Annotated in this window: 23 protein-coding genes and 1 other annotated feature; of the genes, 12 read left to right on the forward strand and 11 right to left on the reverse strand. The window is 63.8% G+C overall.

The features are described 5' to 3' along the window. Nucleotides 1-42: 42 nt before the first annotated feature. The 4 genes from BN3266_RS03030 to BN3266_RS03045 all read right to left on the reverse strand — a co-directional run bounded on the left by BN3266_RS03030 (nucleotide 43) and on the right by BN3266_RS03045 (nucleotide 3,868). The gene (locus BN3266_RS03030) at nucleotides 43-669 is read right to left on the reverse strand and encodes an HAAS signaling domain-containing protein (RefSeq protein ID WP_059003664.1); all 627 of its coding nucleotides are present in this window, start codon (nucleotides 667-669) and stop codon (nucleotides 43-45) included. Next, nucleotides 666-1,028 (reverse strand): PadR family transcriptional regulator, encoded by a 363-nt coding sequence (locus BN3266_RS03035; RefSeq protein WP_059003666.1) that lies wholly within the window; start codon nucleotides 1,026-1,028, stop codon nucleotides 666-668. The genes BN3266_RS03030 and BN3266_RS03035 overlap by 4 nt, the downstream gene beginning before the upstream one ends. Nucleotides 1,029-1,524: 496 nt before the next feature. Beyond that, nucleotides 1,525-3,219: an arginine--tRNA ligase gene (gene argS / locus BN3266_RS03040; RefSeq protein WP_059003668.1), complete on the reverse strand. Its 1,695-nt coding sequence runs from the start codon at nucleotides 3,217-3,219 to the stop codon at nucleotides 1,525-1,527. 205 nt (nucleotides 3,220-3,424) lie between these two features. Further along, a complete protein-coding gene (locus tag BN3266_RS03045) occupies nucleotides 3,425-3,868 on the reverse strand; it encodes a YwiB family protein (protein ID WP_059003669.1) in 444 nt (147 codons plus the stop codon). Between the two features lie 227 nt (nucleotides 3,869-4,095). On the opposite strand from BN3266_RS03045, the gene BN3266_RS03050 reads away from it, so the two are divergent. Continuing rightward, a complete protein-coding gene (locus tag BN3266_RS03050; RefSeq protein ID WP_059003671.1) occupies nucleotides 4,096-4,782 on the forward strand; it encodes a Dph6-related ATP pyrophosphatase in 687 nt (228 codons plus the stop codon). A gap of 118 nt (nucleotides 4,783-4,900) precedes the next feature. On the opposite strand, the gene murI is transcribed toward BN3266_RS03050, so the two are convergent. Both murI and BN3266_RS03060 read right to left on the reverse strand, forming a co-directional pair. Beyond that, nucleotides 4,901-5,716: a glutamate racemase gene (gene murI / locus BN3266_RS03055; protein WP_059003673.1), complete on the reverse strand. Its 816-nt coding sequence runs from the start codon at nucleotides 5,714-5,716 to the stop codon at nucleotides 4,901-4,903. A 33-nt stretch (nucleotides 5,717-5,749) separates the two neighbouring features. Continuing rightward, nucleotides 5,750-6,814 (reverse strand): D-alanine--D-alanine ligase family protein, encoded by a 1,065-nt coding sequence (locus BN3266_RS03060; RefSeq protein ID WP_021660389.1) that lies wholly within the window; start codon nucleotides 6,812-6,814, stop codon nucleotides 5,750-5,752. A 298-nt stretch (nucleotides 6,815-7,112) separates the two neighbouring features. Here BN3266_RS03060 and rpmG point away from each other — a divergent pair, with 298 nt between their 5' ends. From rpmG to BN3266_RS03105, 9 genes are all read left to right on the forward strand, one after another. Next, nucleotides 7,113-7,262: a 50S ribosomal protein L33 gene (rpmG, locus tag BN3266_RS03065; protein ID WP_021660391.1), complete on the forward strand. Its 150-nt coding sequence runs from the start codon at nucleotides 7,113-7,115 to the stop codon at nucleotides 7,260-7,262. A gap of 22 nt (nucleotides 7,263-7,284) precedes the next feature. Beyond that, on the forward strand, nucleotides 7,285-7,536 hold the full coding sequence (gene secE / locus BN3266_RS03070) for a preprotein translocase subunit SecE (protein WP_021660392.1): 252 nt from the start codon (nucleotides 7,285-7,287) through the stop codon (nucleotides 7,534-7,536). A gap of 50 nt (nucleotides 7,537-7,586) precedes the next feature. After that, on the forward strand, nucleotides 7,587-8,105 hold the full coding sequence (gene nusG, locus BN3266_RS03075; RefSeq protein ID WP_021660393.1) for a transcription termination/antitermination protein NusG: 519 nt from the start codon (nucleotides 7,587-7,589) through the stop codon (nucleotides 8,103-8,105). A 106-nt stretch (nucleotides 8,106-8,211) separates the two neighbouring features. Beyond that, nucleotides 8,212-8,637, forward strand: coding sequence for a 50S ribosomal protein L11 (gene rplK, locus BN3266_RS03080; RefSeq protein ID WP_044993003.1), 426 nt, complete (start codon nucleotides 8,212-8,214; stop codon nucleotides 8,635-8,637). Nucleotides 8,638-8,753: 116 nt separating this feature from the next. Next, nucleotides 8,754-9,452, forward strand: coding sequence for a 50S ribosomal protein L1 (gene rplA / locus BN3266_RS03085; RefSeq protein ID WP_021660395.1), 699 nt, complete (start codon nucleotides 8,754-8,756; stop codon nucleotides 9,450-9,452). 192 nt (nucleotides 9,453-9,644) lie between these two features. Further along, nucleotides 9,645-10,241, forward strand: a complete 597-nt coding sequence (locus BN3266_RS03090) for a GNAT family N-acetyltransferase (RefSeq protein ID WP_059003675.1) — start codon at nucleotides 9,645-9,647, stop codon at nucleotides 10,239-10,241. 346 nt (nucleotides 10,242-10,587) lie between these two features. Continuing rightward, nucleotides 10,588-10,721 (forward strand) — a sequence feature (ribosomal protein L10 leader region). Between the two features lie 25 nt (nucleotides 10,722-10,746). Beyond that, the gene (gene rplJ / locus BN3266_RS03095; protein WP_021660399.1) at nucleotides 10,747-11,265 is read left to right on the forward strand and encodes a 50S ribosomal protein L10; all 519 of its coding nucleotides are present in this window, start codon (nucleotides 10,747-10,749) and stop codon (nucleotides 11,263-11,265) included. 71 nt (nucleotides 11,266-11,336) lie between these two features. After that, nucleotides 11,337-11,714 carry a 50S ribosomal protein L7/L12 gene (gene rplL / locus BN3266_RS03100; protein WP_021660400.1) on the forward strand — a complete coding sequence of 126 codons (378 nt, stop codon included), beginning with the start codon at nucleotides 11,337-11,339 and terminating at the stop codon, nucleotides 11,712-11,714. Between the two features lie 184 nt (nucleotides 11,715-11,898). Next, nucleotides 11,899-13,389: a hypothetical protein gene (locus BN3266_RS03105; RefSeq protein ID WP_059003676.1), complete on the forward strand. Its 1,491-nt coding sequence runs from the start codon at nucleotides 11,899-11,901 to the stop codon at nucleotides 13,387-13,389. Nucleotides 13,390-13,939: 550 nt separating this feature from the next. Here the strand turns inward: BN3266_RS03105 and BN3266_RS03110 are convergent. Both BN3266_RS03110 and BN3266_RS03115 read right to left on the reverse strand, forming a co-directional pair. Next, the gene (locus BN3266_RS03110; protein ID WP_059003678.1) at nucleotides 13,940-14,923 is read right to left on the reverse strand and encodes a GGDEF domain-containing protein; all 984 of its coding nucleotides are present in this window, start codon (nucleotides 14,921-14,923) and stop codon (nucleotides 13,940-13,942) included. Between the two features lie 109 nt (nucleotides 14,924-15,032). Beyond that, nucleotides 15,033-16,418, reverse strand: coding sequence for an MATE family efflux transporter (locus tag BN3266_RS03115; RefSeq protein WP_075109653.1), 1,386 nt, complete (start codon nucleotides 16,416-16,418; stop codon nucleotides 15,033-15,035). 308 nt (nucleotides 16,419-16,726) lie between these two features. Here BN3266_RS03115 and BN3266_RS03120 point away from each other — a divergent pair, with 308 nt between their 5' ends. Further along, on the forward strand, nucleotides 16,727-17,638 hold the full coding sequence (locus tag BN3266_RS03120; RefSeq protein WP_059003680.1) for a nucleoside hydrolase: 912 nt from the start codon (nucleotides 16,727-16,729) through the stop codon (nucleotides 17,636-17,638). 49 nt (nucleotides 17,639-17,687) lie between these two features. Here the strand turns inward: BN3266_RS03120 and BN3266_RS03125 are convergent, their stop codons facing one another. Further along, nucleotides 17,688-19,034: a D-alanyl-D-alanine carboxypeptidase family protein gene (locus tag BN3266_RS03125; protein WP_059003682.1), complete on the reverse strand. Its 1,347-nt coding sequence runs from the start codon at nucleotides 19,032-19,034 to the stop codon at nucleotides 17,688-17,690. A gap of 197 nt (nucleotides 19,035-19,231) precedes the next feature. Between BN3266_RS03125 and BN3266_RS03130 the strand changes: the two genes are divergently transcribed. Next, nucleotides 19,232-19,885 (forward strand): metallophosphoesterase family protein, encoded by a 654-nt coding sequence (locus tag BN3266_RS03130; protein ID WP_021660407.1) that lies wholly within the window; start codon nucleotides 19,232-19,234, stop codon nucleotides 19,883-19,885. A gap of 104 nt (nucleotides 19,886-19,989) precedes the next feature. Here the strand turns inward: BN3266_RS03130 and BN3266_RS13135 are convergent, their stop codons facing one another. Both BN3266_RS13135 and BN3266_RS03135 read right to left on the reverse strand, forming a co-directional pair. Next, nucleotides 19,990-20,154: a DUF1540 domain-containing protein gene (locus tag BN3266_RS13135; protein ID WP_021660408.1), complete on the reverse strand. Its 165-nt coding sequence runs from the start codon at nucleotides 20,152-20,154 to the stop codon at nucleotides 19,990-19,992. Between the two features lie 188 nt (nucleotides 20,155-20,342). Next, on the reverse strand, nucleotides 20,343-20,708 hold the full coding sequence (locus BN3266_RS03135; RefSeq protein ID WP_368013940.1) for a WCX domain-containing protein: 366 nt from the start codon (nucleotides 20,706-20,708) through the stop codon (nucleotides 20,343-20,345). Nucleotides 20,709-20,839: the final 131 nt, after the last annotated feature.

Raw genomic sequence — 20,839 nt, forward strand, 5'->3', positions numbered from 1 at the left:
CTGTCCCGGCCGGGACAGCCCTTTTTTGAAGGGAAAAACCTGTCAGCGCCGGTTGAGGCCGGCGAACACCCCCGCCCCCAGGGGGAGAAAGCAGACCGGGTACTGAAGGAGGAAGGTGGCTGCCCGCGAAAAGGCGTAGGTGGGAAACCCGCCCAGGAGATAGACCCACAAAAACCCCCAGAGGAGCAGAAAGAGCGCTGCGCAGAGCAGGCCCATCCCTCTGCGCACCTCGCCCCGGCGGATGCGCAGGTCCTTCCAGACCGAGGGGAGGGCGAGGATGACCGCCCCCGCCAGCCCGTAGTAGAGGGGGGAGAGGGCCGCCACGAAAAGCAGGTAGGGGCGGAGGTTGTAGGTGTGCATCCCCTGCTCGTGCAGGCCGGGCCCCACCAGGGTGCGCACCAGCAGCGCCGCGGCGAAGAGGGCCGTCAACACCGCGGCCCGCACCGCCCGCTGCCGCCGCCCGGCGGCAAAGCTCTCGCCCCCCAAGTCAGCCATCACCTCGTCGGCAAACTGGCAGGGGGGACCCAGGCGGGCGATGGTCTCCGCCTCCCCCTCGCCGTGCTCGGCGGCGGAGGCAAAGCTCTCGCGCAGGTTGGCGAGGACGCTGGCCTCGGCCTCCCGGGACAGCAGAAGCCGGTTTTTCACCTGTTTGATGTAACGCTCTTTCACTTGACTGCGCCTCCTTTTTTCGCGCTTTCGATGAAGCCGCCCACACAGGACACATAGCGGCTCCAATAGGCGGTGAGCTCCTCTAGCAGGGCCCTGCCCGCCGGGGTGATGGAGTAGTACTTCTTGGTCCCCCCGTTGGCTGCGGCGGGGGCGGTGCGGCTCTGGATCAGGCCGCCGCCCTCCAACCGGTAGAGGATGGGGTAGACCGTCCCCTCCCGGGCGGGGCCGAAGATGTCGCCGCCCCGCTGCCCCAGATGGGTGATGATTTCGTAGCCGTAACTCTCCCCCTCGGCCAGCAGGCAGAGGAGCACCATCTCCAAAGACCCCTTTTTGAACTGTTGGATATACTTGGCGTCCAACCGCACCCCTCCTTTGCACCGCTATTTAGTATTGCTAGGTATTTTTCCACCTTCAGTATATCCCCCTTGGGGCCGCCTGTCAATGGGGAAGGGGGTGTCTGACGCGGGTGCAGGTGGGTTTGACAGCCCAACCGTGAAAGGTGGGGCGGATCATTGCGCTGGGGGCCCGGCCTCGGCGGCGAAGGGGTGTGCAACTGGTTTTACCCGGTGGAAAGAGAGGTACTTAAAAATCGGGAGGGCGTCGGGGAGATAGAGAGGGATGCCGCCTTGCGATTGCCGACCGACAAACTGGGGAGGGGGGCCGCCGTCGCCGCGCTGTCCCATCCCCCCTGTAAACAGTGCCGGGCCTGTCGAAGGGGGCGCCCAATCGGCCATCGGGCAGACGCGGCCGCCCGACGCGCGGACCCGCCCGCGGGGAGGAGCGGAAGGGGGGCAAAAAAAGAGGGGCACAGCCATCTGGCTGTGCCCCTCTAAGCGGGCAGATAAAAAATGGGCGCTACATCGACTCCGGTGCCGAGATGCCCAGCATCTCCAGCACGTTGCGCAGCACCTGGCGAACGGCCAGGCAGAGGTTCAGGCGGGCCTGCAGCAGCCCCTCCGCCTCGCCCTTGACGTGGCAGGCGTTGTAGAACTTGTGGAAGAGGGTGGCCAGCTCGACGCAGTACTTGGTGATCTTGGAGGAATCCAGCGCCTTGACGCTGGCGTTGACCACGTCGGGCAGGGTGGCCATAAAGCGGACCAGTTCCCGCTCCTGCTCGGTCTGCAGCAGGCCCAGCTCCTCCCGGGTGCAGGCGCGGGGGGAGATCCCCTCCGCCGCCAGGGACTTGAGGATGGAGCAGATGCGGGCGTGGGCGTACTGGACGTAGTAGACCGGGTTCTGCGAGGACTCGCTCACCGCCAGTTCCAGGTCGAACTCGCAGTGGGTGTTGGGCTCCCGCTGGTTGAAGAAGAAGCGGGCCGCGTCCACCGGGATCTCGTCCAGCAGGTCGGCCAGGGTGATGGCCTTGCCGGTGCGCTTGCTCATCCGGGCGACCTCGCCGCCCCGCATCAGCCGCACCAGCTGCATCAGCACCACGTCCAGCTTGCTGCCGTCCAGCCCCACGGCGTCCATCGCGCCCTTGAGGCGGGCCACGTGGCCGTGGTGGTCGGCCCCCCAGACGTTGATGACCCAGTCAAAGCCCCGCACGGCGAACTTGTTGTAGTGGTAGGCGATGTCGGCGGCAAAGTAGGTGGGGTTGCCGTTGGCGCGCACCAGCACCTCGTCCTTCTCGTCGCCAAAGGCGGTGGCCTTGTACCAGACGGCCCCGTCCTTTTCGTAGGTGAGGCCGCGGCTGCGCAGCAGCTCGATGATCCGCCCGACGCTGCCGTCCTCGTGGAGCTGGCTCTCGTGGAACCAAACGTCGTAGTGGATGCGGTACTTGGCCAGGTCGTCCTTGAGTTTTTGGATGTTTTTGGGCAGGGCGTAGTCGATGAGGGTCTGGCTGCGCAGCTCCTCGCTCTCCTTTTCAAGGCCGGTGCCGTGCTCGTCGATGTACTGCTGGGCCAGCACCCGGATGTCCGCGCCCTGGTAGCCGTCCTCGGGGAAGACCACCGCGTCGTCGCCCAGCACGATCTGCATATAGCGGGCGGAGAGGGACTTGCCGAACTTTTCGATTTGGTTGCCGGCGTCGTTGATGTAAAACTCCCGGGTCACGTCGTACCCGGCCCAGCGCAGCACGCTGGCCAGGCAGTCGCCCAGGGCGCCGCCCCGGGCGTTGCCCAGATGCATGGGGCCGGTGGGGTTGGCCGAGACAAACTCCACCATCACCTTTTTGCCCTGGCCCAGGTCGGTGGTGCCGTAGCGCGCCCCCTCTTCCAGCACCGCTTCCACCGCGCCGGTGAACCAGCTCTGGTCCAAGAAGAAGTTGAGGAAGCCGGGGCCGGCCACCTCGATGCGGGAGAAGCCGGTCCCCTCCAGCGCGGCGTGGGCGACGATGGCGTCGGCGATCTTGCGGGGGGCCATCTTGTAGGTGCGGGCCCCGGCCATGGCGAAGTTGCAGGCAAAGTCGCCGTGGCTGTGGTCGGCGGGGATCTCGATGCCGTACTCCCCGGCGGGGCAGTCGGGCAGGTCCCCGGCGGCGATGGCGGCGGCCGCCGCCCGATCGACGATCTGGGCGATCTGGCCTTTGGCTTGTAAAATTGGGTTGATCATAGGCTTGTCCTCTCTTTTAGTCGGGAAATTTGACCGGCGGGCGGCAGCCCTTTGCCGGGTAGACTGACATTTTTGGGGGCGGCCCTGCGGCCATTGTGCGAAAAGCGCCGGGTGCGCAGGGGGATTTGGCCATGGGGCAAACGATATTTGTACATCTGCCGGGCCGTCTGTGGCCATTATACCACACCGGCGTCGCCCCGGGGGATCATTCGGGCAAAAAAGACCGGTCGCGCAGCCGCACCGAGATGTGCACCCGGTTGACCGCCAGCAGGGTGTGGGCGCAGTCGATGTGGTAGACCAGCTCCACCTCGCCCCCCTCGGCGGTGAGGTGGTTTTGGATCTCCCGGCCGACGATCTCCAGCTCCAGGATCCCGGTGCCGGTGTCGTACTGGCACTGGTGGCGGCGGCCCGGCTCCACGATCAGCCGGGTGCGGCTGTCGCCGAAGCGCAGGAGGGTCGCCTTTTGCTCCCCCTCGATGCGCAGGGTGGTGGTGTCCCCCTCAAAGCCGGTGGCGACGGTCTCCTGGTAGGTGAGGAAGGCGCGCCCGCCCTGCCAGCCGAAATTCCCCTCGGTGACCAGTTCGGTGGTCTCCGCCTCGTCCCCGGCCGACTGGGTGGCCCGAATGGTGATGACAGCGGGTCTCTTCACAGTCCGGTTTCCTCCTTCCGCCCCGCGGGCAGTCGATTGCAGTAACTTATTTATTCTACCCCATTGTCTGTCAAAAAACAAGGGTGGCCCGGCCTATCCGGCCACGATTGGCCCGCCCTTTTGCCCCGCCGCATGGAAAGGCGGGGGCCGATGTGATATGGTAGAGAAAAGGGATGCTCTGCGCGGGGCGAACAGGGCCCGGGCGGTTTTGAATGGGGGATGCACAGGTGAAAAAGGCCTATTTCAACTGGAGCGGCGGAAAGGACTCCGCCCTGGCGCTCGACCGCGCGCTCCAGTCCGGGGAGTACGATGTTTCGCTTCTCTTTTCCACTGTCAGAAAGGGGGATGCGCGCCTCGCCATGCACGAGACGGGCGTCGACCTGCTGAAAAGGCAGGCCGCCTCCATCGGCCTCCCCCTGGTTGTGTGGGAGTGGGACACATCGTCGTCTGTAGAGGCGTACCGGGCGGCCATGGGGCGTCAGGTCGCCCGGTTCAAAGAGATGGGGATCGAGACGGCCCTCTTTGGCGATCTCTACCTGGAGGAGTTGCGCGCCGACCGGGAGAGACACTGTGCCGCCTCCGGCATCGAGGCGGCTTTCCCCCTCTGGGGGATGGGGGCGGAGCGGGTGATGGAGGCGTTTGTCGCCGCCGGCTTCAAGGCGGTTGTGACCTGTGTTGACAGCTCTCTGCTGGGGGCGGAGTTTTTGGGCAGGGAGATCGACGAGGGCTTTCTCCGGGACCTGCCGCCGGGGGTGGACCTCTGCGGCGAGAGGGGGGAGTACCACTCCTTTGTCTTTGACGGGCCGATTTTTCAAAGTCCCGTCCCCTTCCAAATGGTGGAGAGGGGCTGCGGGAGATCGGCAGATCCAGCGGGGATCGGGGCCGGCCGGTACCGGCACTGCGAGCTGGTGTGACATACATTAAAAAGCCGCCCTGCGGACGGACATCGGAGGAGGGCGGTCCACAGACAAAAAAGGGGAGCGGGTGTCGCCCGCCCCCCTTACAGGAGTTCTGTCCAGACCTGCGCCTTCTCTAAAAGGCGTCGATGTCCACCTGTTCGACCTGGCCGCTCCAGCTGTCCCCCATGAAGAGGGAGGCCACCGCCTCGAAGTCGTCGGTGCGGTCGCTGACGTAGTAGCGGTCCTCGGCCGGGGCGGAGAGGCCGCTCTCCATCCCCTTTTCCTCGAGGAAGTCCCGCAGGCGGCGGGCCACACAGACCCCGGGGTCGACGAGCTTGACCCCGTCCCCCACCACCGGGCCGATGATCGACTTGAGCAGGGGAAAGTGGGTGCAGCCGAGGATCAGGGTGTCGATCCCCTCCTCCGGCACAAAGGAGAGGTAGTCCTTCGCCACCAGGGTGGTGACCGGGTCGCCCGGCTCCACATAGCCGTTTTCCACCAGGGGGACAAAGAGGGGGCAGGGGCAGGAGTGGACACGCACCTCGGGCCGGTGTCCCGTCACCGCCCGTTCAAAGGCGCCGCTGCGCACGGTGGCGGCGGTGCCGATGACCCCCACCTGGCCGCTGCGGGTGGTCTCGGCCGCCGTGCGGGCGGTCACCTCCACCACCCCCATGTAGGGCACCGGCAGGGAGCGGGTGAAGGTCTCGTCCACCGTGGTGCTGATGGTGCCGCAGGCGGCCACCAGCATCTTCACCCCGTGGGAGAGCAGGAAGCGGCTGTCCTGCCTCGCGTAGTGCAGCAGGGTCTGGCGGCTGCGGTTGCCGTAGGGGACCCGGGCGGTGTCGCCGAAGTAGACGATCTGCTCCCGGGGGAGCAGCCGCTTGACCTGCTTGACGATCGAGAGCCCGCCCAGGCCGGAGTCGAATACGCCGATGGGGCGAGGGTCCATGTCAGTCATCTCCTTTTCAATGGGCCGGCAGCCTCACTCCGCCGCCCGCTCCAGGGCCAGGTCCACCAGCCGGTCCAGCAGCTCCCCATAGGGGATGCCGGCGGCCTCCATCATCTTGGAGTACATGCTGATGGAGGTGAAGCCCGGCAGGGTGTTGATCTCGTTGAGGCAGATGCCGAACTCGCCCACAAAGAAGTCGATGCGGGAGAGGCCGGTGCAGCCCAGCACCGCAAAGGCCCGCTTGGCGGTCTCCTGCACCTGGTCCAGCAGGGCGGGGGAGAGCCGGGCGGGGACGACGGTGGGGCTTTGGGAGACGTACTTGGCGTCGTAGTCGTAAAATTCGCTCTCGGAGAGGATCTCCCCGGGGATGCCGGTGATCAGCTGGCGGTTGCCCAGCACGGCGCACTCCACCTCCTGGCCGACCATGGCCTTTTCCACCAGCACCTTGTCGTCGTGGGTGAAGGCCAGCAGCACCGCGTCCCGCAGCTCCTCCTCGCGCTTGACCTTGGTGATGCCCACCGAGCTGCCGGCGTTGGCGGGCTTGACAAAGCAGGGGTAGCCCAGGTCCCGGGCGATCTCTTTTTTGTAGGCGTCCAGCCGGTCGATGTCGCCTTTGGAAAACCAGAGGAAGGGGGCCGTCTGGATCCCCGCCTGTTCCAGCAGCACCTTGGTGACCACCTTGTCCATGCAGCAGGCCGAGGAGAGGACGCCGCAGCCCACATAGGGGATGCCCGCCAGGTCCAAAAGCCCCTGCACGGTGCCGTCCTCGCCGTTTTTGCCGTGCAGCACCGGGAAGGCCGCGTCGATCTTGACGCAGGAGGTGGTGCCGTCGGGCAGGAACTTGACGATCCCCCGGCGGCTGCGGTCGGGGCTGATGGAGCAGCCCACACAGTCGGGGTGGGTCTTCCAACTGCCGTCGCGCACCATCTCATAGCTGCCGGGGAAGTAGAGCCAGCGCCCCGACTTGGTGATGCCCACCGGGAACACCTCGTAGCGCTCCTGGGGGATGTTTTGCAGCACGTTGTAGGCCGACTGCAGCGACACCTCGTACTCGCTGGAGACGCCGCCGAACAGGACGGCCAGTTTGATTCTCGACATAAGCGGTTTTCCTCCTCACCGGGGCGCGCCGGGCGCGCGTCCCCCTTCATCTATATGCGCGGGGCGCGGCAAAAAAGCGCCCTCGGTTCATTTACCCGCCCATCATAGCACAAAAGCGGCGGCGATTCAACGCAAACGGGGCGAAAAAGGCGGGCCAAAGCCTTGACGCGGGGGAGCGCTTGTGCTATAGTAGTTGTACCTCTAAAAAAGGGCTCTTTTTTTGTGCGCATTTTTTGCGGGGCAAAAAGGACCCTGCTGAGGGAGGCCAAAAAATCCGATACAATCAGGAGGTGCCGAAATGAGAGTGAAAGTCACTTTGGCTTGCACGGAATGCAAGCAGCGCAACTACAACAAGATGAAAAACAAGAAGAACAACCCCGACCGACTGGAGATGAACAAGTACTGCCGTTTCTGTCGGAAACACACGCTCCATAAGGAGACGAAGTAGAGGCGAAAGGTAGGGTCAGCCAATGGCAAAAACCACTGCGGACAAGCCCGCCAAGAAGAAGGGGCGCTTCAGTCCCAAGCGCATCGCCTCGCGAATCGCCAAATACTTTCGAGATTTCAGGAGCGAGCTGAAAAAGATCGTCTGGCCGTCCAGAAAACAGATCGTGAAGAGCACCGCCGTCGTCTTGCTGATGGTGTTCATCGCGGGTGTGGTCATCTGGGGCTTTGACACCATCTTGGGCTTCCTCGTCAACCTGCTTCTCAAAAACGCTTGACCGAATGCCGCCCGACCGGGCGAATGACTTGGCGTGTGGAGGGATGATTCATGTCAGATTCTGCAAAATGGTATGTGGTGCACACCTACTCGGGTTACGAGAACAAGGTGGCACAGAACCTGGAGAAACTGGTGGAAAACAGAAATCTGCAGTCCCTCATCCATGAAGTGAGGGTCCCGACGGAACTGGTGGTCGAACAGAAGGACGACACCCAGAAGGAAGTCGAGCGCAAGATGTTCCCCGGTTATGTCTTGGTAAAAATGGAGATGACCGACGACTCCTGGTATGTTGTCCGCAACATCCGGGGGGTCACCGGCTTTGTCGGCCCCGGCTCCAAGCCGGTCCCCCTCTCCCCCAAAGAGGTAGAGGCGCTGGGCGTTGAGAAGCGCTCGTACAAGGTCGACTACGCCGTGGGCGACAGCGTCAGCATCAAAGAGGGCCCCCTGGAGGGCTTTACCGGCGTCGTCGAGGCGATCGACCCGGAAAACGGCACGGTACAGGTGAAAGTCTCCCTGTTCGGGCGGGATACCCCCGCCGAGCTGGAGCTCTCGAAGGTACAGCCGGTCTAGTGACGCGACCTCTTCGCGCCAGCCGTATCCACTCGGCTGTGGGAGGAAATGGGACCCCGGTCCCCCTCATTTTCCGCTTACCACAATATTTATGGAGGTGCAAACAATGGCACAAAAGGTAGTAGGCTACATCAAACTGCAGATTCCCGCCGGCAAGGCGACCCCGGCTCCCCCGGTCGGTCCGGCCCTGGGCCAGCACGGCGTGAACATCATGGCATTCACCAAAGAGTTCAACGAGCGCACCAAAAACGACGCCGGTCTGCTGATCCCCGTCGTCATCACCGTGTACGCCGACCGCTCTTTCAGCTTCGTTACCAAAACCCCTCCGGCCGCTGTGCTGATCAAAAAAGCCATCGGTCTGGACAAGGCTTCCGGCGAGCCCAACAAGAACAAGGTTGGCTCCATCACCAAAGAGCAGATCCAGAAGATCGCCGAGCAGAAGATGCCCGACCTCAACGCCTCCAGCGTCGAGAGCGCCATGAGCATGATCGCCGGCACTGCCAGAAGCATGGGTATCACTGTAGAGGACTAGCCGCCAGCGGCTTTTCAGGCACAAGGCCTGTTTGGCGGCGTCCCTTTTCGCTGCCAAAACCCCTACCCGTGGGAGGAAATTTCCGCTAATTACCACTATTACAGGGAGGAACGAAAGTGAAACACGGTAAAAACTATACAGACAGCAAGAAGATCGTCGAGAGCGACAAGCTCTACGACCTGGCAGAGGCCTGCGAGGTGGTCTGCAAGACCGCCAAGGCCAAATTTGACGAGACCGTCGAGCTGCACGTCCGCCTGGGCGTCGATTCCCGCCACGCCGACCAGCAGGTCCGCGGCGCCGTCGTGTTGCCCCACGGCACCGGCAAGAACGTCCGCACCCTGGTGTTCGCCAAGGGTGACAACGAGAAGGCCGCCCAGGAAGCTGGGGCCGATTTCGTGGGTGCCGAGGAGCTGATCCCCAAGATCCAGGGCGGCTGGATGGACTTCGACGTGGTCATCGCCACCCCCGACATGATGGGCGTGGTCGGCCGTCTGGGCAAGGTGCTGGGCCCCCGTGGCCTGATGCCCAACCCCAAGGCCGGCACCGTCACCCCCGACGTGGCCAAGGCTGTCACCGAGGCCAAGGCCGGTAAGATCGAATACCGCCTGGACAAGTCGAACATCATCCACTGCCCCACCGGCAAGGTCTCCTTCGGCTCCGAGAAGCTGCAGGACAACGTGCAGACCCTGATGGACGCCATCGTCAAGGCCAAACCGGCCGCCGCCAAGGGCGTCTACATCCGCTCCTGCGTGATCGCCTCCACCATGGGCCCCGGGGTCAAAGTCAACCCCAACAAATTCATGCAGCAGCAGTAAATCTGCCAAAAAGCCGGGTCTGTCCCGGCTTTTTTTGTTGCCTGTGCAAAGCGGTAAAAAGCGGGGCGTGCCCGGCTCGGGCCCCAGGGGAGCGGGGACCGAGCGCGCGAAAAAGTGGCCCTCTGCCCGGCGGCCGTTTGGCCGGGTGGGGGGCAAGCGGCAGGTGGATTTTGCGAGAGGGAGGAGAGGCCGGTGAAGGGGGAAAGCAGCCCCACCCTGTATACCCGGCGGCTGACTCTGCGCCGGTTCACACCGGCGGACCGGGAGGCGCTGCTGGACATCTACGGCGACAGGGAGGTCAACACCTTTCTGCCCTGGTTTCCCATCTCCACTCTGGAGGAGGCCGACGCCCTCTTTGCGGCGCGATACGAAGCCGCCTACCGGCAGCCCGGCGGGTACCGCTACGCCCTCTGCCGGCGGGCGGACGACCGCCCCATCGGCTATCTCCACCTGGAGGGGGAGGGGGCGCACGACTTCGGCTACGCCTTGCTGCGCCCCTTTTGGGGCCGGGGCTATGCCACCGAGGCGGGCCGGGCGGTGCTGGAGCGGGCGCGGGCGGACGGCGTTCCCTTTGTCACCGCCACCCACGACCGGCAAAATCCCGCCAGCGGCCGGGTGATGCAGCGGCTGGGGATGGTCTACCGCTACTCCTACCGGGAACAGTGGCAGCCCAAGGACCTGATGGTGGTCTTCCGCCTCTACCAGCTCAATTTTACCTGTCCGGAGGATCGGGTCTACCGGGGATACTGGGAGCAGTACTCCGAGCACTTTGTGGAAAAGGGGCTGTGAACCCGGCCCCGCATCCCTCCGCTGTGAGGGCGTCCCTGTGCTGCCGGTACCGCTTTCCCCCCGTGATCGCCGGCCGGGGGGAGGGGACAGAGGGCCATCTCTTCCCCTCGACAAAGCCGAACATCGCAGGGCCCAGGCCGACCAGGCCAGATGCCGCTCCGGCGAGCGTTCCAGCAGGATGTCCGTCAGGAGGATGGAGGGACCCAGCCCTATATTCTCCCTTTCCCTCCGCCCCGGGCGGGGCAGGACTCTGTCCCCGGTATACCGGCCTGCCCGCTGAGGGGCAAGGGGAAAAACGGGAGTGGCCGCCCAAAGTTTTGGTTGACAAACCGGTCTTCCTTTGCTAAACTATATACGTTGTCATTCGTAGACAGCAGGTGCAACTGCGTAAGGGCTCCGGCCCGCCTGCCGAGGATGAGGCGAGAAATTTTGATTTTTCTGCCCTTCCTCTGCGCGAGGAAGGGTTTTTTCTTGCGCGAATGACCGAAACCAGGTGTGGAGGTGAATGAATTTGCCAAGTGAACTGACTTTGAACAAGAAGAAGGAGTATGTCTCCCAGCTCAGAGAGAAGGTCGAGAACTCGGTTGCCGGTGTGGTGGTGAGCTACCAGGGCATCAGCGTGGCCGACGATACCTCCCTGCGCAAAGAGCTGCGCGAGGCCGGGATCGACTACAAGGTCGTGAAGAACACCATGCTCCGCTTCGCCGTGGAGGGGACCGCCTTTGCGGACCTGAGCAACGTGCTGGAGGGTTCGACCGCTCTGGCCGTCTCCAACGAGGACCCCATTGCCGCCGCCAAGATCCTGGCCAAGTACGCCGACAAGATCGAATCTTTCGAGCTGAAGGCCGGCTATCTGGACGGGAAGGTGCTGGACGCCGCCGGCATTGCCGAGATCGCGAAGCTGCCCGGCAAGCAGGAACTGCTGTCCATGCTGTGCAGCGCCCTCAGCGGCAACATCAGAGGTCTGGCTGTGGCCATCAACGCCATTGCCGAGAAGCAGGGCGACGAGGCCGTTTCCGCCTAGCGTTTCCCCCAACCCAACGACTGGCCGCCCTGGGCGGCCCCTACAACATCAAAAAATAGGAGGTAGCTATCATGGCTTCTGAGAAAATCCTGAAATTTGTTGAAGACATCAAAGAGCTGACCGTTCTCGAGCTGAACGAGCTGGTCAAAGCGATCGAGGAGGAGTTCGGTGTTTCCGCCGCTGCTCCCGTCGTCGTCGCCGGTGGCGCCGCTGCCGGTGCTGCCGCTGCCGAGGAGAAGACCGAGTTTGACGTGGTGCTGGCCGACATCGGCGGCAACAAGATGCAGGTCATCAAGGCCGTCAAAGAAATCACCGGCTTGGGCCTGAAAGAGTCCAAAGAGCTGGTCGAGAGCGCTCCCAAAGCTATCAAAGAGGCCGTCGCCAAAGACGAGGCCGAAGAGATGAAGAAGAAGCTGGAAGAAGTCGGCGCCAAGATCGAGCTGAAGTAGTTTCACCTGACACCGAAGAGAGAGAGCGGATTTCCGCTCTCTCTTTTTTTGTCCTTTTGCCCTTTTGTCGAAAAATGTCGCCTCGTTCTGGCCCTTCTGCCAATGGCCGAACCGCCTGTGACCCGGTATACTAAAGGGGAAGAACCCCCATCCCGCCGTCTGCAAAAGAGAGGAGCGCACCCCAGTGAAGCGAGCGAGCACCCCCGCCGTCAAGCGGGCCGGTCTGCTGACCCTGACCGGCTGTCTCACCCTCACTCTTGCCCTTGCCCTCACTCTCGCCCTCACCGGCTACAGTGGGTCGGCCGGGTCAGCCGCCCTGCCGGATGGACCGGCCCCCATGGAAGAGGTACCCGCCCTCCTCCGCCCGCCCCCTGCGGTGGCGGCCTTTCTGGCCGGGGCCGGGGAGGCGGCGCTGGAGGAGAGGACAGGCCTTATCTGCTACGCCCCCTGGGAGGGGTGGGAGAGCGCCTTTCCCGACGGGACGGTCACGGCGACCGAGTTTCAATTGGACGACAGCGACGGCTGGGACGGTTTTTCCCCCTTTGCCGTCCAGGGGGACTGGGTCTATGGCACCCGCAGCGACCACTCCTACTTTACCAAGACGGCGATCTGGCGCTTGAACCGGGCCACCGGCCGGGGGCAGCGTCTGCTCTCCTCCGACCAGTTCACCTATCTCATCCCGCCGGAAACCTCTCCCTACTCCGAGAGCAATACGGTGGTCATCACCCTGAACGCCCTGTCGGAGGAGCGGCTCTTCTTCACCGTCTCCCTGGGGGTCGTTTTGGGCCCGGTGGGACAGAGGCGGCTGTACAGCTGCAACCTGCAGGGGGGCGAGGTGCGCCTTCTCTACGATTTCCCCGAGGAGGGGGCGGAGAACACCCTCTGGGGCACCTGGGGGGAGCGGTACCTGCTGGCGGAAGACGCCCTCTACTTCTGCGCCGTCCCGGGCGCAGAGGGGGCGTTCGACCCGGAGCGCAGCCCCTTCCCCGACACCGTCCTCCTGCGCTGCGACCTGAAAAGCGGGGCGGTGACCACCCTGCTGGAGGGCGGCTATGCCCCCATTCTCCGCGACGGCCAGGTCTGCTGTTATCAAAAAGGGGAGGGACTGGTGCGGCTGGTGCGGCTGGACGGGACGGTGTTGGAGACCCTGCCCGATGACGCCTTCTCCCGCTGGTACAACATCGGGGCGGGGGAGGACGGCGCGTTGGCAGTGTCCACCGATTTTGACAGGCGGGAGCACAGCCTCCTCAGACAGGGGGCGGGGCTTCAGGGCGGCGGCAGCGATCTGGTCGTGTTGCGGGCCGCGGGCGTCGACCTAACAGAGCGGATCTCCGACGGCTGGTGCCTCCTTCAGGACGGGGCGTTCACCCCCCTCTTCGCCAGCTATATGGGCTGGAGCGGCGTCTCCAGTTCTGCCCCGGTGCTGTCGGCGGACGGGCTGCTCTGCTGGGACCAGCGAGACGAGAAGGGGCGGCTCCCCCTCTGGCTCTACGACCGCGAGGGGGAGCGGTTCCTCACCCTGCCGATCCCCCTGTCGGACGACTGGCAGGCCGTCCCCTTAAAGGACGGGGAAGGGTTGGCCCTCTGGGTCGTCACCCGTTTACCGGGGGAGGGGGAAGGGGAGAGCACCTGCCGCTACACCCTCTACCGACTGACCACCGCGCCGCAGGGGTGAATCAAAAGGGCCGGTGGGACAGGTGGCGTGCGCCGGTCTGAAGGGGCGCCATACAGGCCTCGCTCCCCAGGGGGCATCCCCTGTGGGTTGCATCGCGCCCGCTGTCGCTGGCGATTTAGAGCAGCATCTCCTACCACCCGCTCTCCAAAGGCCGCTTTTCGGTCGTCCCCCAGTGCCCTTCCCCTCAAGAGATTTTACGCCAAGGCGATTCGTCTCTCCCGGCAGGGCCAGAGGGCTGGATGTTTCCGTTGCAGGTCACACCCGCCGGTAAAACCGGGGGCTAGATCCGGCCTCATAAGGGCCTGGTATTGGCGGGCGTTTGAAGGCTCGGCAAAACGTTGTATCCCCCGCGCCGCCTGCCCTGCGGCTGCAAATGGGCGAATGTTCCTTCTTGCGGTCCCCTTCCGGCGCGACAGCCCGCTTCGCCCGGCACTTGCGGCAAACACTTTTTATATGCCCCACCGGCAGCGCCGGTGATCTCTGTCAACGTCAAAAGGGCCGCCGTCCTCGATGGACGGCGGCCCTTCTTTGCCGTGTTCAGGTTGCGAATTTAGCCCTCTCTGGCCTGCTTTTGGGCGGGCTGCAGGGGATAGCAGTGGTGCAGCAGCAGGTCCTGGCCGCCGATGGCCCGGTAGAAGTGATCACAGATGCGGCCGGTGATCACGTCGATGTCCCGCGCCTCGAGATCGGACGCCATGATGAGGAATTGGCAGCTGCTGTACTGGGTAAAGACGTCCCCCATCCGCAGGGAGTGGAGGATGACCTCCTTGAGGGTGTCCATCTGCGCCCCCCGGTCGGCGAGGGCGGGATAGTCGCCCCGCCCGTCGGTGAGGGTGATGAGGATGATGTAAACACTCCCCGCCACCCGCTGCAGGCGGCGCTCGACGAACCGGTAGATGCGCTGAAAGGTATCGTAGTCCTGGCAGTAGGCGCCGGGGGCCGGCTGCTGTTCGGACAGCTCCTCCCGGATCAGCTGCATGTCGGTGGCGATGCCATCCCGCCCTCCCCGGGCGGGTTTGGCGGCGCGGTCCCTGCGGCGGCGCTTTTCCTCCAACAGGTGCTGGTCGGCCCGGTCAAACAGGCTCTGGTAGTCGTCGCCGGGCTGGTAGAGGCTGCTGCCGACGCTGGCCGTGAGGGGGAAGCTGGCGCCCCCGACGGGGATCTCCCGCAGCCGGGCCTTGATTTGGCGAGCCCGCTCCCGGACAAACCGCTCGTCCTGTTCCAGGGGCATGTAGAGGACGAACTCGTCGCCCCCCACCCGGCCGACAATGTCGCTTTTAAAGGCCAGATAGCGCAGCACCTGCGCGATCTGCTGCAGCACCTGGTCGCCCGCAATGTGGCCGAATCGGTCATTGATCTGCTTGAACTGGTCCACGTCGATGACCAGCAGCAGGCCGGTCTGCCGCTGGGCAATGGCCTCGTCGACCTTCTCCTGGGTGGCCATGCGGTTGTAGAGGTGGGTCAGCCAGTCCTGTTGGGCAAGCTGGGCCAACCGCTCGTTTTCCTGCTGTAATTGGGCGATGACTCGCTCCATCCGCTCTCCCTCCCCTCGCTGGGAAAATATATCCTATTCTCTCTTATCATACTGAAAATGGCGCGGCGCGTCAATCGCCAATGTGCGGGACCTGGCGCGGGGCGAAGGGTCAATCGCCCGGCTGCGCCCTCCGCTTTTCGGCCAGGGCCAACCCCTCTTTGGCCTCGGCCGAGCGCTTCCAGCGACCGCTGGCAATGTACCAGGCATAGAGCAGGGTGGAGACGATGGGCCCGATGATCACGGCGACGGCGATCCCCGAAAAGCCCATCAGCCGGGTGCAGAGAAAGGCCACCGGGATGCGCACGGCGTACTGGGAGAGGAAGACATTGTAGAAGTTGACCATCGAGTTGCCGGTCCCCCGCAGGAAGCCGATGAGGGGGTGGACGGTGGCGAACCCGAAGTAGGAGAGGCAGGAGAGCCGCAGATAGCTGCCCGCCAGTTCCTGCACCGCCGGGTCGCTGTTGAAGACCCCGGCGATCCGGCTGCCGAAGAGGGCGACAATGGCGGCCACCGCGGCGGCGATGAGGAGGGCCAGCTTCATCGACTCCTTGAGGCCCTCGGTGATCCGCTCGGGTTTGCCGGCCCCCAGGTTTTGCGAGGAAAAGGAGGACATGGAGGCGTTGATGGCGTCGCTGGGCAGCATGGCAAAGCTGTCGATCTTGATGCCGATGCCGTATGCCGCGCTGGCCTGCAACCCAAAGCTGTTGGCCAGCCCGCTGAAGGTGGTCATGGCCACGTTGAGCAGCAGCTGCTGGGCGGCGGTGGGCAGCCCCAGGTGGAGCAGCCGCTTCAGGTGGGGCCGGGAGATGCGGATGGTCTTGGGGTGAAAGGTGATGACGTGCCGGTTGAGGCGGAAGTAGGCCACCCCCATGAAAAAGGAGACCGACTGGGAGATCACCGTCGCCAGCGAGGCGCCAAAGGCCCCCAGCTGAAAGAAGCGCAGAAAGACAAAGTCCAGCACGATGTTGGTCACGGTGGCCACCAGCACAAAGATCATGCTGGAGCGGGAGTCGCCGAATCCCCGCTGAAAGGCGCAGATCAGGTTGTAGCCGAACATGAAGACGATGCCGGCGAAGATGGTGCGCAGGTAGGCGACCGCCTGGTCGAAGGCCTCGGCCGGGGTCTGCACCAGCCGCAGGATCTGCGGGGTGAAGAGGATGCCCAGGGCGGTGACCGCCGCCGCCAGCAGCAGATAGAGGGCGATGGAGGTGCCGGCGGCCTGCACCACCTCGCCGTCCTCCCCCCGGCCGGCGTAGCTGGCGATCATCACCGACACCCCGATGGAGAGGCCGGTGATGGTCATGATCATGATGTTCATGATCGGCCCGCTGACCGACACGGCGGCCAGCCCGGCGGTGCCGGTGTAGCGGCCCACAAAGAACATGTCCACCGCGTTGTAGAGGGCCTGAAAGAGGTTGGACACAATGAGGGGCAGGGCAAAGCGGAGGATGTGCCCCCGCACCCCGCCCCGGGTCAGATCGTTTTGCAGCGCCATAGGCGCGCCTCCCTTCTCGACAAGTCATTTCATACAGGTTCCAGTATACCACCGATTGGCCCCGCTGTGTTGACGCATTTGCACAGGAAAGCACCCCTTTTTTTGTGGAATTGGCCGAGAGAGAAGGGCTGGAAAGGCCTCGCTTTCCCCCTGCGAGGGGAGGCGGGTGTCGGCAACTGGCACAAAAGAGGGGGCGGAAAAGTGCACCATCTGCCGAAGTTTTGGCGGGCCGTTGTTTTCCGCCGAGAGAACCGCTATACTTAATTTTGGATTCCATTTTGCCAGAAAAAAGAGGAGGAAGAAACGATATGAAGAAGATCCCCGTGCTGCTGGACTGCGACACCGGCTTTGACGACGCCTTTGCCATCGCCATGGCCATCGCCAGCGACCGCCTGGAGGTCAAGGGCGTCACCACCGTGGCGGGCAACTACACCCTGCCCGACGTGCTGCTCAACACCAAGCGTACCCTGTCCATCACCGACCCCTCGGTCCCCTACGCCGTGGGGGCGGCCCAGCCCCTGCTGCGGCCCCTCTACACCCACGGCCACCCCACCCACATGATGGAGGAGCTGGGCGATCCCGACATCGCCCCCGACCCCCGCGGCGCGGTGGAGTTCATGGCCGACATCCTGCGGGAGAGCGACGAGCCCATCACCCTGATCCCCCTGGGCCCCCTGACCAATATCGCCGTGCTGCTGGCGGCCCACCCCGAGCTCAAGGAAAAAATCAAAGAGATGGTCATCATGGGCGGCTCGGTGTACAGCGGCAACACCACCCCCTCGGCGGAGTTCAACATCTATGTCGACCCGGAGGCCGCCCACATGGTCTTCAAGTCGGGGGTGCCCATCGTCATGTGCGGGCTGGAAGTCTGCGAGGACGCCCGGGTGAACCCCGACCACGCCCACCGGCTCATCGAGTTGGGGAACCCCACCGCCGTGGCCTACGGCAACGAGCTGCTGCGGGGCTTCACCGTGGGCGAGAGCATCATCTTCGATGCGGTGCCGGTGGCCTACATCCTCCACCCGGAAATCGTAAAGACCGAGCGCTACTATGTGGAGGTGGACATCACCGGCGGCCTCTCCGCCGGCTGCACCGTCACCGACACCCGCGCCTTCCACCACGACGACGCCCCCGCCCCCAACACCACCGTGGCCATGTCCATGGACCGGGAGAAGTTCGGCGAGCTGCTGGTGGAGCTGTTCTCCTCCTTTGGCAAATAGCCCATGCACACGAAAAGAGGGAGCCCTTTCGGGCCCCCTCTTTTTTGGGTTACATCTTGTACTTTCGGTTGCGCTTGATCCGCCGCTTCTTCTTCTCCCGGCGGATGGCCAGCACCACGTAGGCCACATAGGCGGCCACCGCGAGCCCCAGCAGGACGAGGATCACCTTGGCGGTGGTGGTGGCCAGCAGGCCGTTGATGGAGTCCACCATCCACAGCAGGGTGGAGCGCTTGACCGACTCGGCGGCCACCAGGGTGGTCTCGCCGATGGGCTCGCCCCCCAGCTTGAGGGTGACGGTGCCCAGCTTCTGCCCCTTCTCCACCGGGGCGGCCACCTTTTCGCTGTCCAGGGTCACCACCAGCTGCACCGAAGACTCGTCGGCGCTGGTGGGCATCAGCAGGCTCACGTCCGACCCGGCCTGGAGCAGCAGGTTGTCGGTCTGGAAGGAGTGGGCCACCTTGACCTGGTGGACGGCCTCCCCCTCCTTGAGGGGGGTCTTGAGGGTGAAGTTCTTGTCGGCCCAGGAGAAGAGCTTGTTGGCCAGCAAAAACGCCCTGTTCTGGGTGCCCTCCATGGGGGCGCCCATGATCACCAGCAAGAAGTCCTTGCCGTTGTTTTGATAGCGGGTCACCACGCAGCGGCCGGCGTTGTCGGTGGTGCCGGTCTTGATCCCCTTGATGTAGGGGGAGTAGATCCCCTCCCCCCCGCGGATGCGGTCCTGCATCAGCACGGTGGTCACCAGGGTGCGGGGGCCCTGCTTGTTGGTCTGGGGGATGGTGTAGCGGCTGGACTCGCACACCTCGGAAAAGTTGGGCAGGGAGAGGGCGTACTGGGCGATTTTGGCCATGTCGCGGGGGGTGGAGTAGTGGTTGTCCGCGTCCAGCCCGTGGGGGTTGACAAAGTGGGTGTTGGTGCAGCCCAGCTCGGTGGCCTTTTGATTCATCATCTGGCAGAACTTGTCGATGCTGCCGCCCCCGAAGTGGTCGGCCACCACGCTGGCCCCCTCGTTGGCCGACTGCAGCATCATGGCGTAGACCAGCTGCTGGATGGTCAACTGCTCCCCCCGCAAGATGTTGGCGGTGGAGACGTTGAGCCCCACAAACTCGTCGTAGATGTAGTCGGGGGCGGTGGCCGTCTCCTCCTCCCAGTTCTCGGTGTTTTCCAGGGCGAGGATGGTGGTCATGATCTTGGTGAGGGAGGCCGGCGCCATCTTGGTGTCGGCGTTTTGCTCAAAGAGGACCTGCCCGGTGTCCAGGGACAGGAGGAGGATCCCCTCCTGGGCGCTGTCCATCTCGAAGTCCGGCTCGTAGACGGCGGCCTGCGCCGGGAAGGTGGGGAGAAATAGGGTAAAGGCGACTGCGAAAGCGGTGAGAACCCGCGCAAATTTTTGTTTCATCTAGACATCTGCCCTCTAAGTATTGTATTATAAAACCAGCGCCGGCTCTGCCGCTATTTGTGGCGGGGCCGGTCTGCCGGCGTCTTATCTAATGTAGTATACCAAACAGACCGGCAAAAAACAATGAAATCAATCTTAATTCTGCCGCGGCGCGGAAAAACCGGCCGCTGCTCACGGCGGGGAGAGAAGGGTTAGGGATGCTCTATCTGACGGGGGACACCCACGGCGACTACCGGCGCTTTGAGCGCAAGGAGATCCGCCATCTCAAACAGGGCGACGTGCTGGTGGTCTGCGGCGACTTCGGCTTTGTCTGGGAGGGCGGAAAAAAAGAGGAGAAGCTCCTGCAAAAAATCGGCAAGCGCAAATACCACACCCTCTTTGTCCCCGGTGCCAACGAAAATTACGACCTGCTGCGCCAGTACCCCGAGGTGGAGTACGCCGGCGGCCGGGCGCGGCAGATATCGGGCAACCTCTACCAGCTGCTCACCGGCGAGACCTACCGCCTGGGGGAGAAGACCCTGCTGGCCTTCGGCGGGGGGGAGGCGCTGGACTGCGACATTGTCGACCGCACCCTCTACGAGGACCAGCTCCCCAAGAAGGAGGAGCTGGACGCCGTTCTGGCCAGGTTGGAGGGGCAGCGGGTGGACTGCGTGGTCTCCTACGAGCCGCCCTACTCCATCGCCGCCTTTCTCGATTTGGAGGCCAAGCCCGACGGCTACTACGGCCTCTACCTGGACCAGGTGCAGAAGCGGCTCCAACTGGGACAGTGGTTTTTCGGAAAGTACCACCTGGACAAGCGGGTGACCCCGCGGTTCATGGCCGTCTACGAGAAGGCGGTCCCCCTGCGCTAGCGCGCACCCCAATATCCAAGTGAAAAACGCCCTCTGCCGGGAATCATGGCCGGCAGAGGGCGTTTTTTGGCGGCAAAAGCCGCCCTGCAAGCGAGGGGAGAGAGCTACTTCAGCTCAAAGGACTTGCAGTCGGTGCACTGGTCCATGGTGGGGTTGAGCTCATGGGTCCCGACGGTGATGCAGTCCAGGGCGCAGTAGTCCTCGTTGGCGCAGTGGTTTTTGCACTGCTGAACGGTGCATTTGATGCAGTGGTTGGCATGGCAGTTCATAGTGATTCCCTCCGTCTTGTTTTTTTATTGAAGTGAAGACGCTTCCCCTCTAGTATGTGCTGCTGTCGCACAACTATCCCGGCCGGACGGCTGCCAGGGGAGGAAAATTTTTTTGTCGCCGCGCGGGCAGACTGGCCCCAGTCGGCGCAGCGACCAGGATGCGCCCCCACGAGAGCGGAGGAAACGATCTATTGGCCCTCATAAAGGGCGGCCATGCCGCGCGCCCTCCGCCCCATTTCAGCGCGGATGTGGGGCGGGCCCAAGCACTCGCACGCGTCCCCAAAGCCGAGCAGGATGCGGTAGTGGTAGTCGTTCTCCACAAACGGGAAAGAGGCGATGGAGTGCTCGTCGCCGTCGGGCTTTGTGTTTTCCCAGCTGCAAAAGGCGAGCGCCCTCTCCAATGCCGACCAGTGGATGCGGACCTCGCTCCTCGTCTGCATCCTCTCCAGCATATTTTGATACCGGGGAGGCGAACTACCTCTTTGCCCTCTTGCCAAGCCCGCTCTTCGACAGCAAGAGGAAGGACGCTCTCCCCAAAATCGACTGGTTCGCACCGCAGAAAAAAATAAAGGCCTTCGCAATCTGGAAGTCCACCGCGCCAGCGTCTAGGACCCCGCCGCTCTCTTATCCTCTATATGGGCGGACTGGGCGTGTTTGTGAAAATCGGACACTCTGGACTCCTGGA

This window comes from Bittarella massiliensis (ex Durand et al. 2017) (assembly GCF_001486165.1).
Classification (GTDB): Bacteria; Bacillota; Clostridia; order Oscillospirales; family Ruminococcaceae; genus Bittarella; species Bittarella massiliensis.

Bases quoted from the DNA above. Each gene is read 5' to 3' on its own strand.
- argS (WP_059003668.1), bottom strand. From the start codon at position 3,219: ATGATCAACCCAATTTTACAAGCCAAAGGCCAGATCGCCCAGATCGTC.
- murI (WP_059003673.1), bottom strand. From the start codon at position 5,716: ATGGACCCTCGCCCCATCGGCGTATTCGACTCCGGCCTGGGCGGGCTC.
- BN3266_RS03060 (WP_021660389.1), bottom strand. From the start codon at position 6,814: ATGTCGAGAATCAAACTGGCCGTCCTGTTCGGCGGCGTCTCCAGCGAG.
- rpmG (WP_021660391.1), top strand. From the start codon at position 7,113: ATGAGAGTGAAAGTCACTTTGGCTTGCACGGAATGCAAGCAGCGCAAC.
- secE (WP_021660392.1), top strand. From the start codon at position 7,285: ATGGCAAAAACCACTGCGGACAAGCCCGCCAAGAAGAAGGGGCGCTTC.
- nusG (WP_021660393.1), top strand. From the start codon at position 7,587: ATGTCAGATTCTGCAAAATGGTATGTGGTGCACACCTACTCGGGTTAC.
- rplK (WP_044993003.1), top strand. From the start codon at position 8,212: ATGGCACAAAAGGTAGTAGGCTACATCAAACTGCAGATTCCCGCCGGC.
- rplJ (WP_021660399.1), top strand. From the start codon at position 10,747: ATGAATTTGCCAAGTGAACTGACTTTGAACAAGAAGAAGGAGTATGTC.
- rplL (WP_021660400.1), top strand. From the start codon at position 11,337: ATGGCTTCTGAGAAAATCCTGAAATTTGTTGAAGACATCAAAGAGCTG.
- BN3266_RS03110 (WP_059003678.1), bottom strand. From the start codon at position 14,923: ATGGAGCGAGTCATCGCCCAATTACAGCAGGAAAACGAGCGGTTGGCC.
- BN3266_RS03115 (WP_075109653.1), bottom strand. From the start codon at position 16,418: ATGGCGCTGCAAAACGATCTGACCCGGGGCGGGGTGCGGGGGCACATC.
- BN3266_RS03120 (WP_059003680.1), top strand. From the start codon at position 16,727: ATGAAGAAGATCCCCGTGCTGCTGGACTGCGACACCGGCTTTGACGAC.
- BN3266_RS03125 (WP_059003682.1), bottom strand. From the start codon at position 19,034: ATGAAACAAAAATTTGCGCGGGTTCTCACCGCTTTCGCAGTCGCCTTT.
- BN3266_RS03130 (WP_021660407.1), top strand. From the start codon at position 19,232: ATGCTCTATCTGACGGGGGACACCCACGGCGACTACCGGCGCTTTGAG.
- BN3266_RS13135 (WP_021660408.1), bottom strand. From the start codon at position 20,154: ATGAACTGCCATGCCAACCACTGCATCAAATGCACCGTTCAGCAGTGC.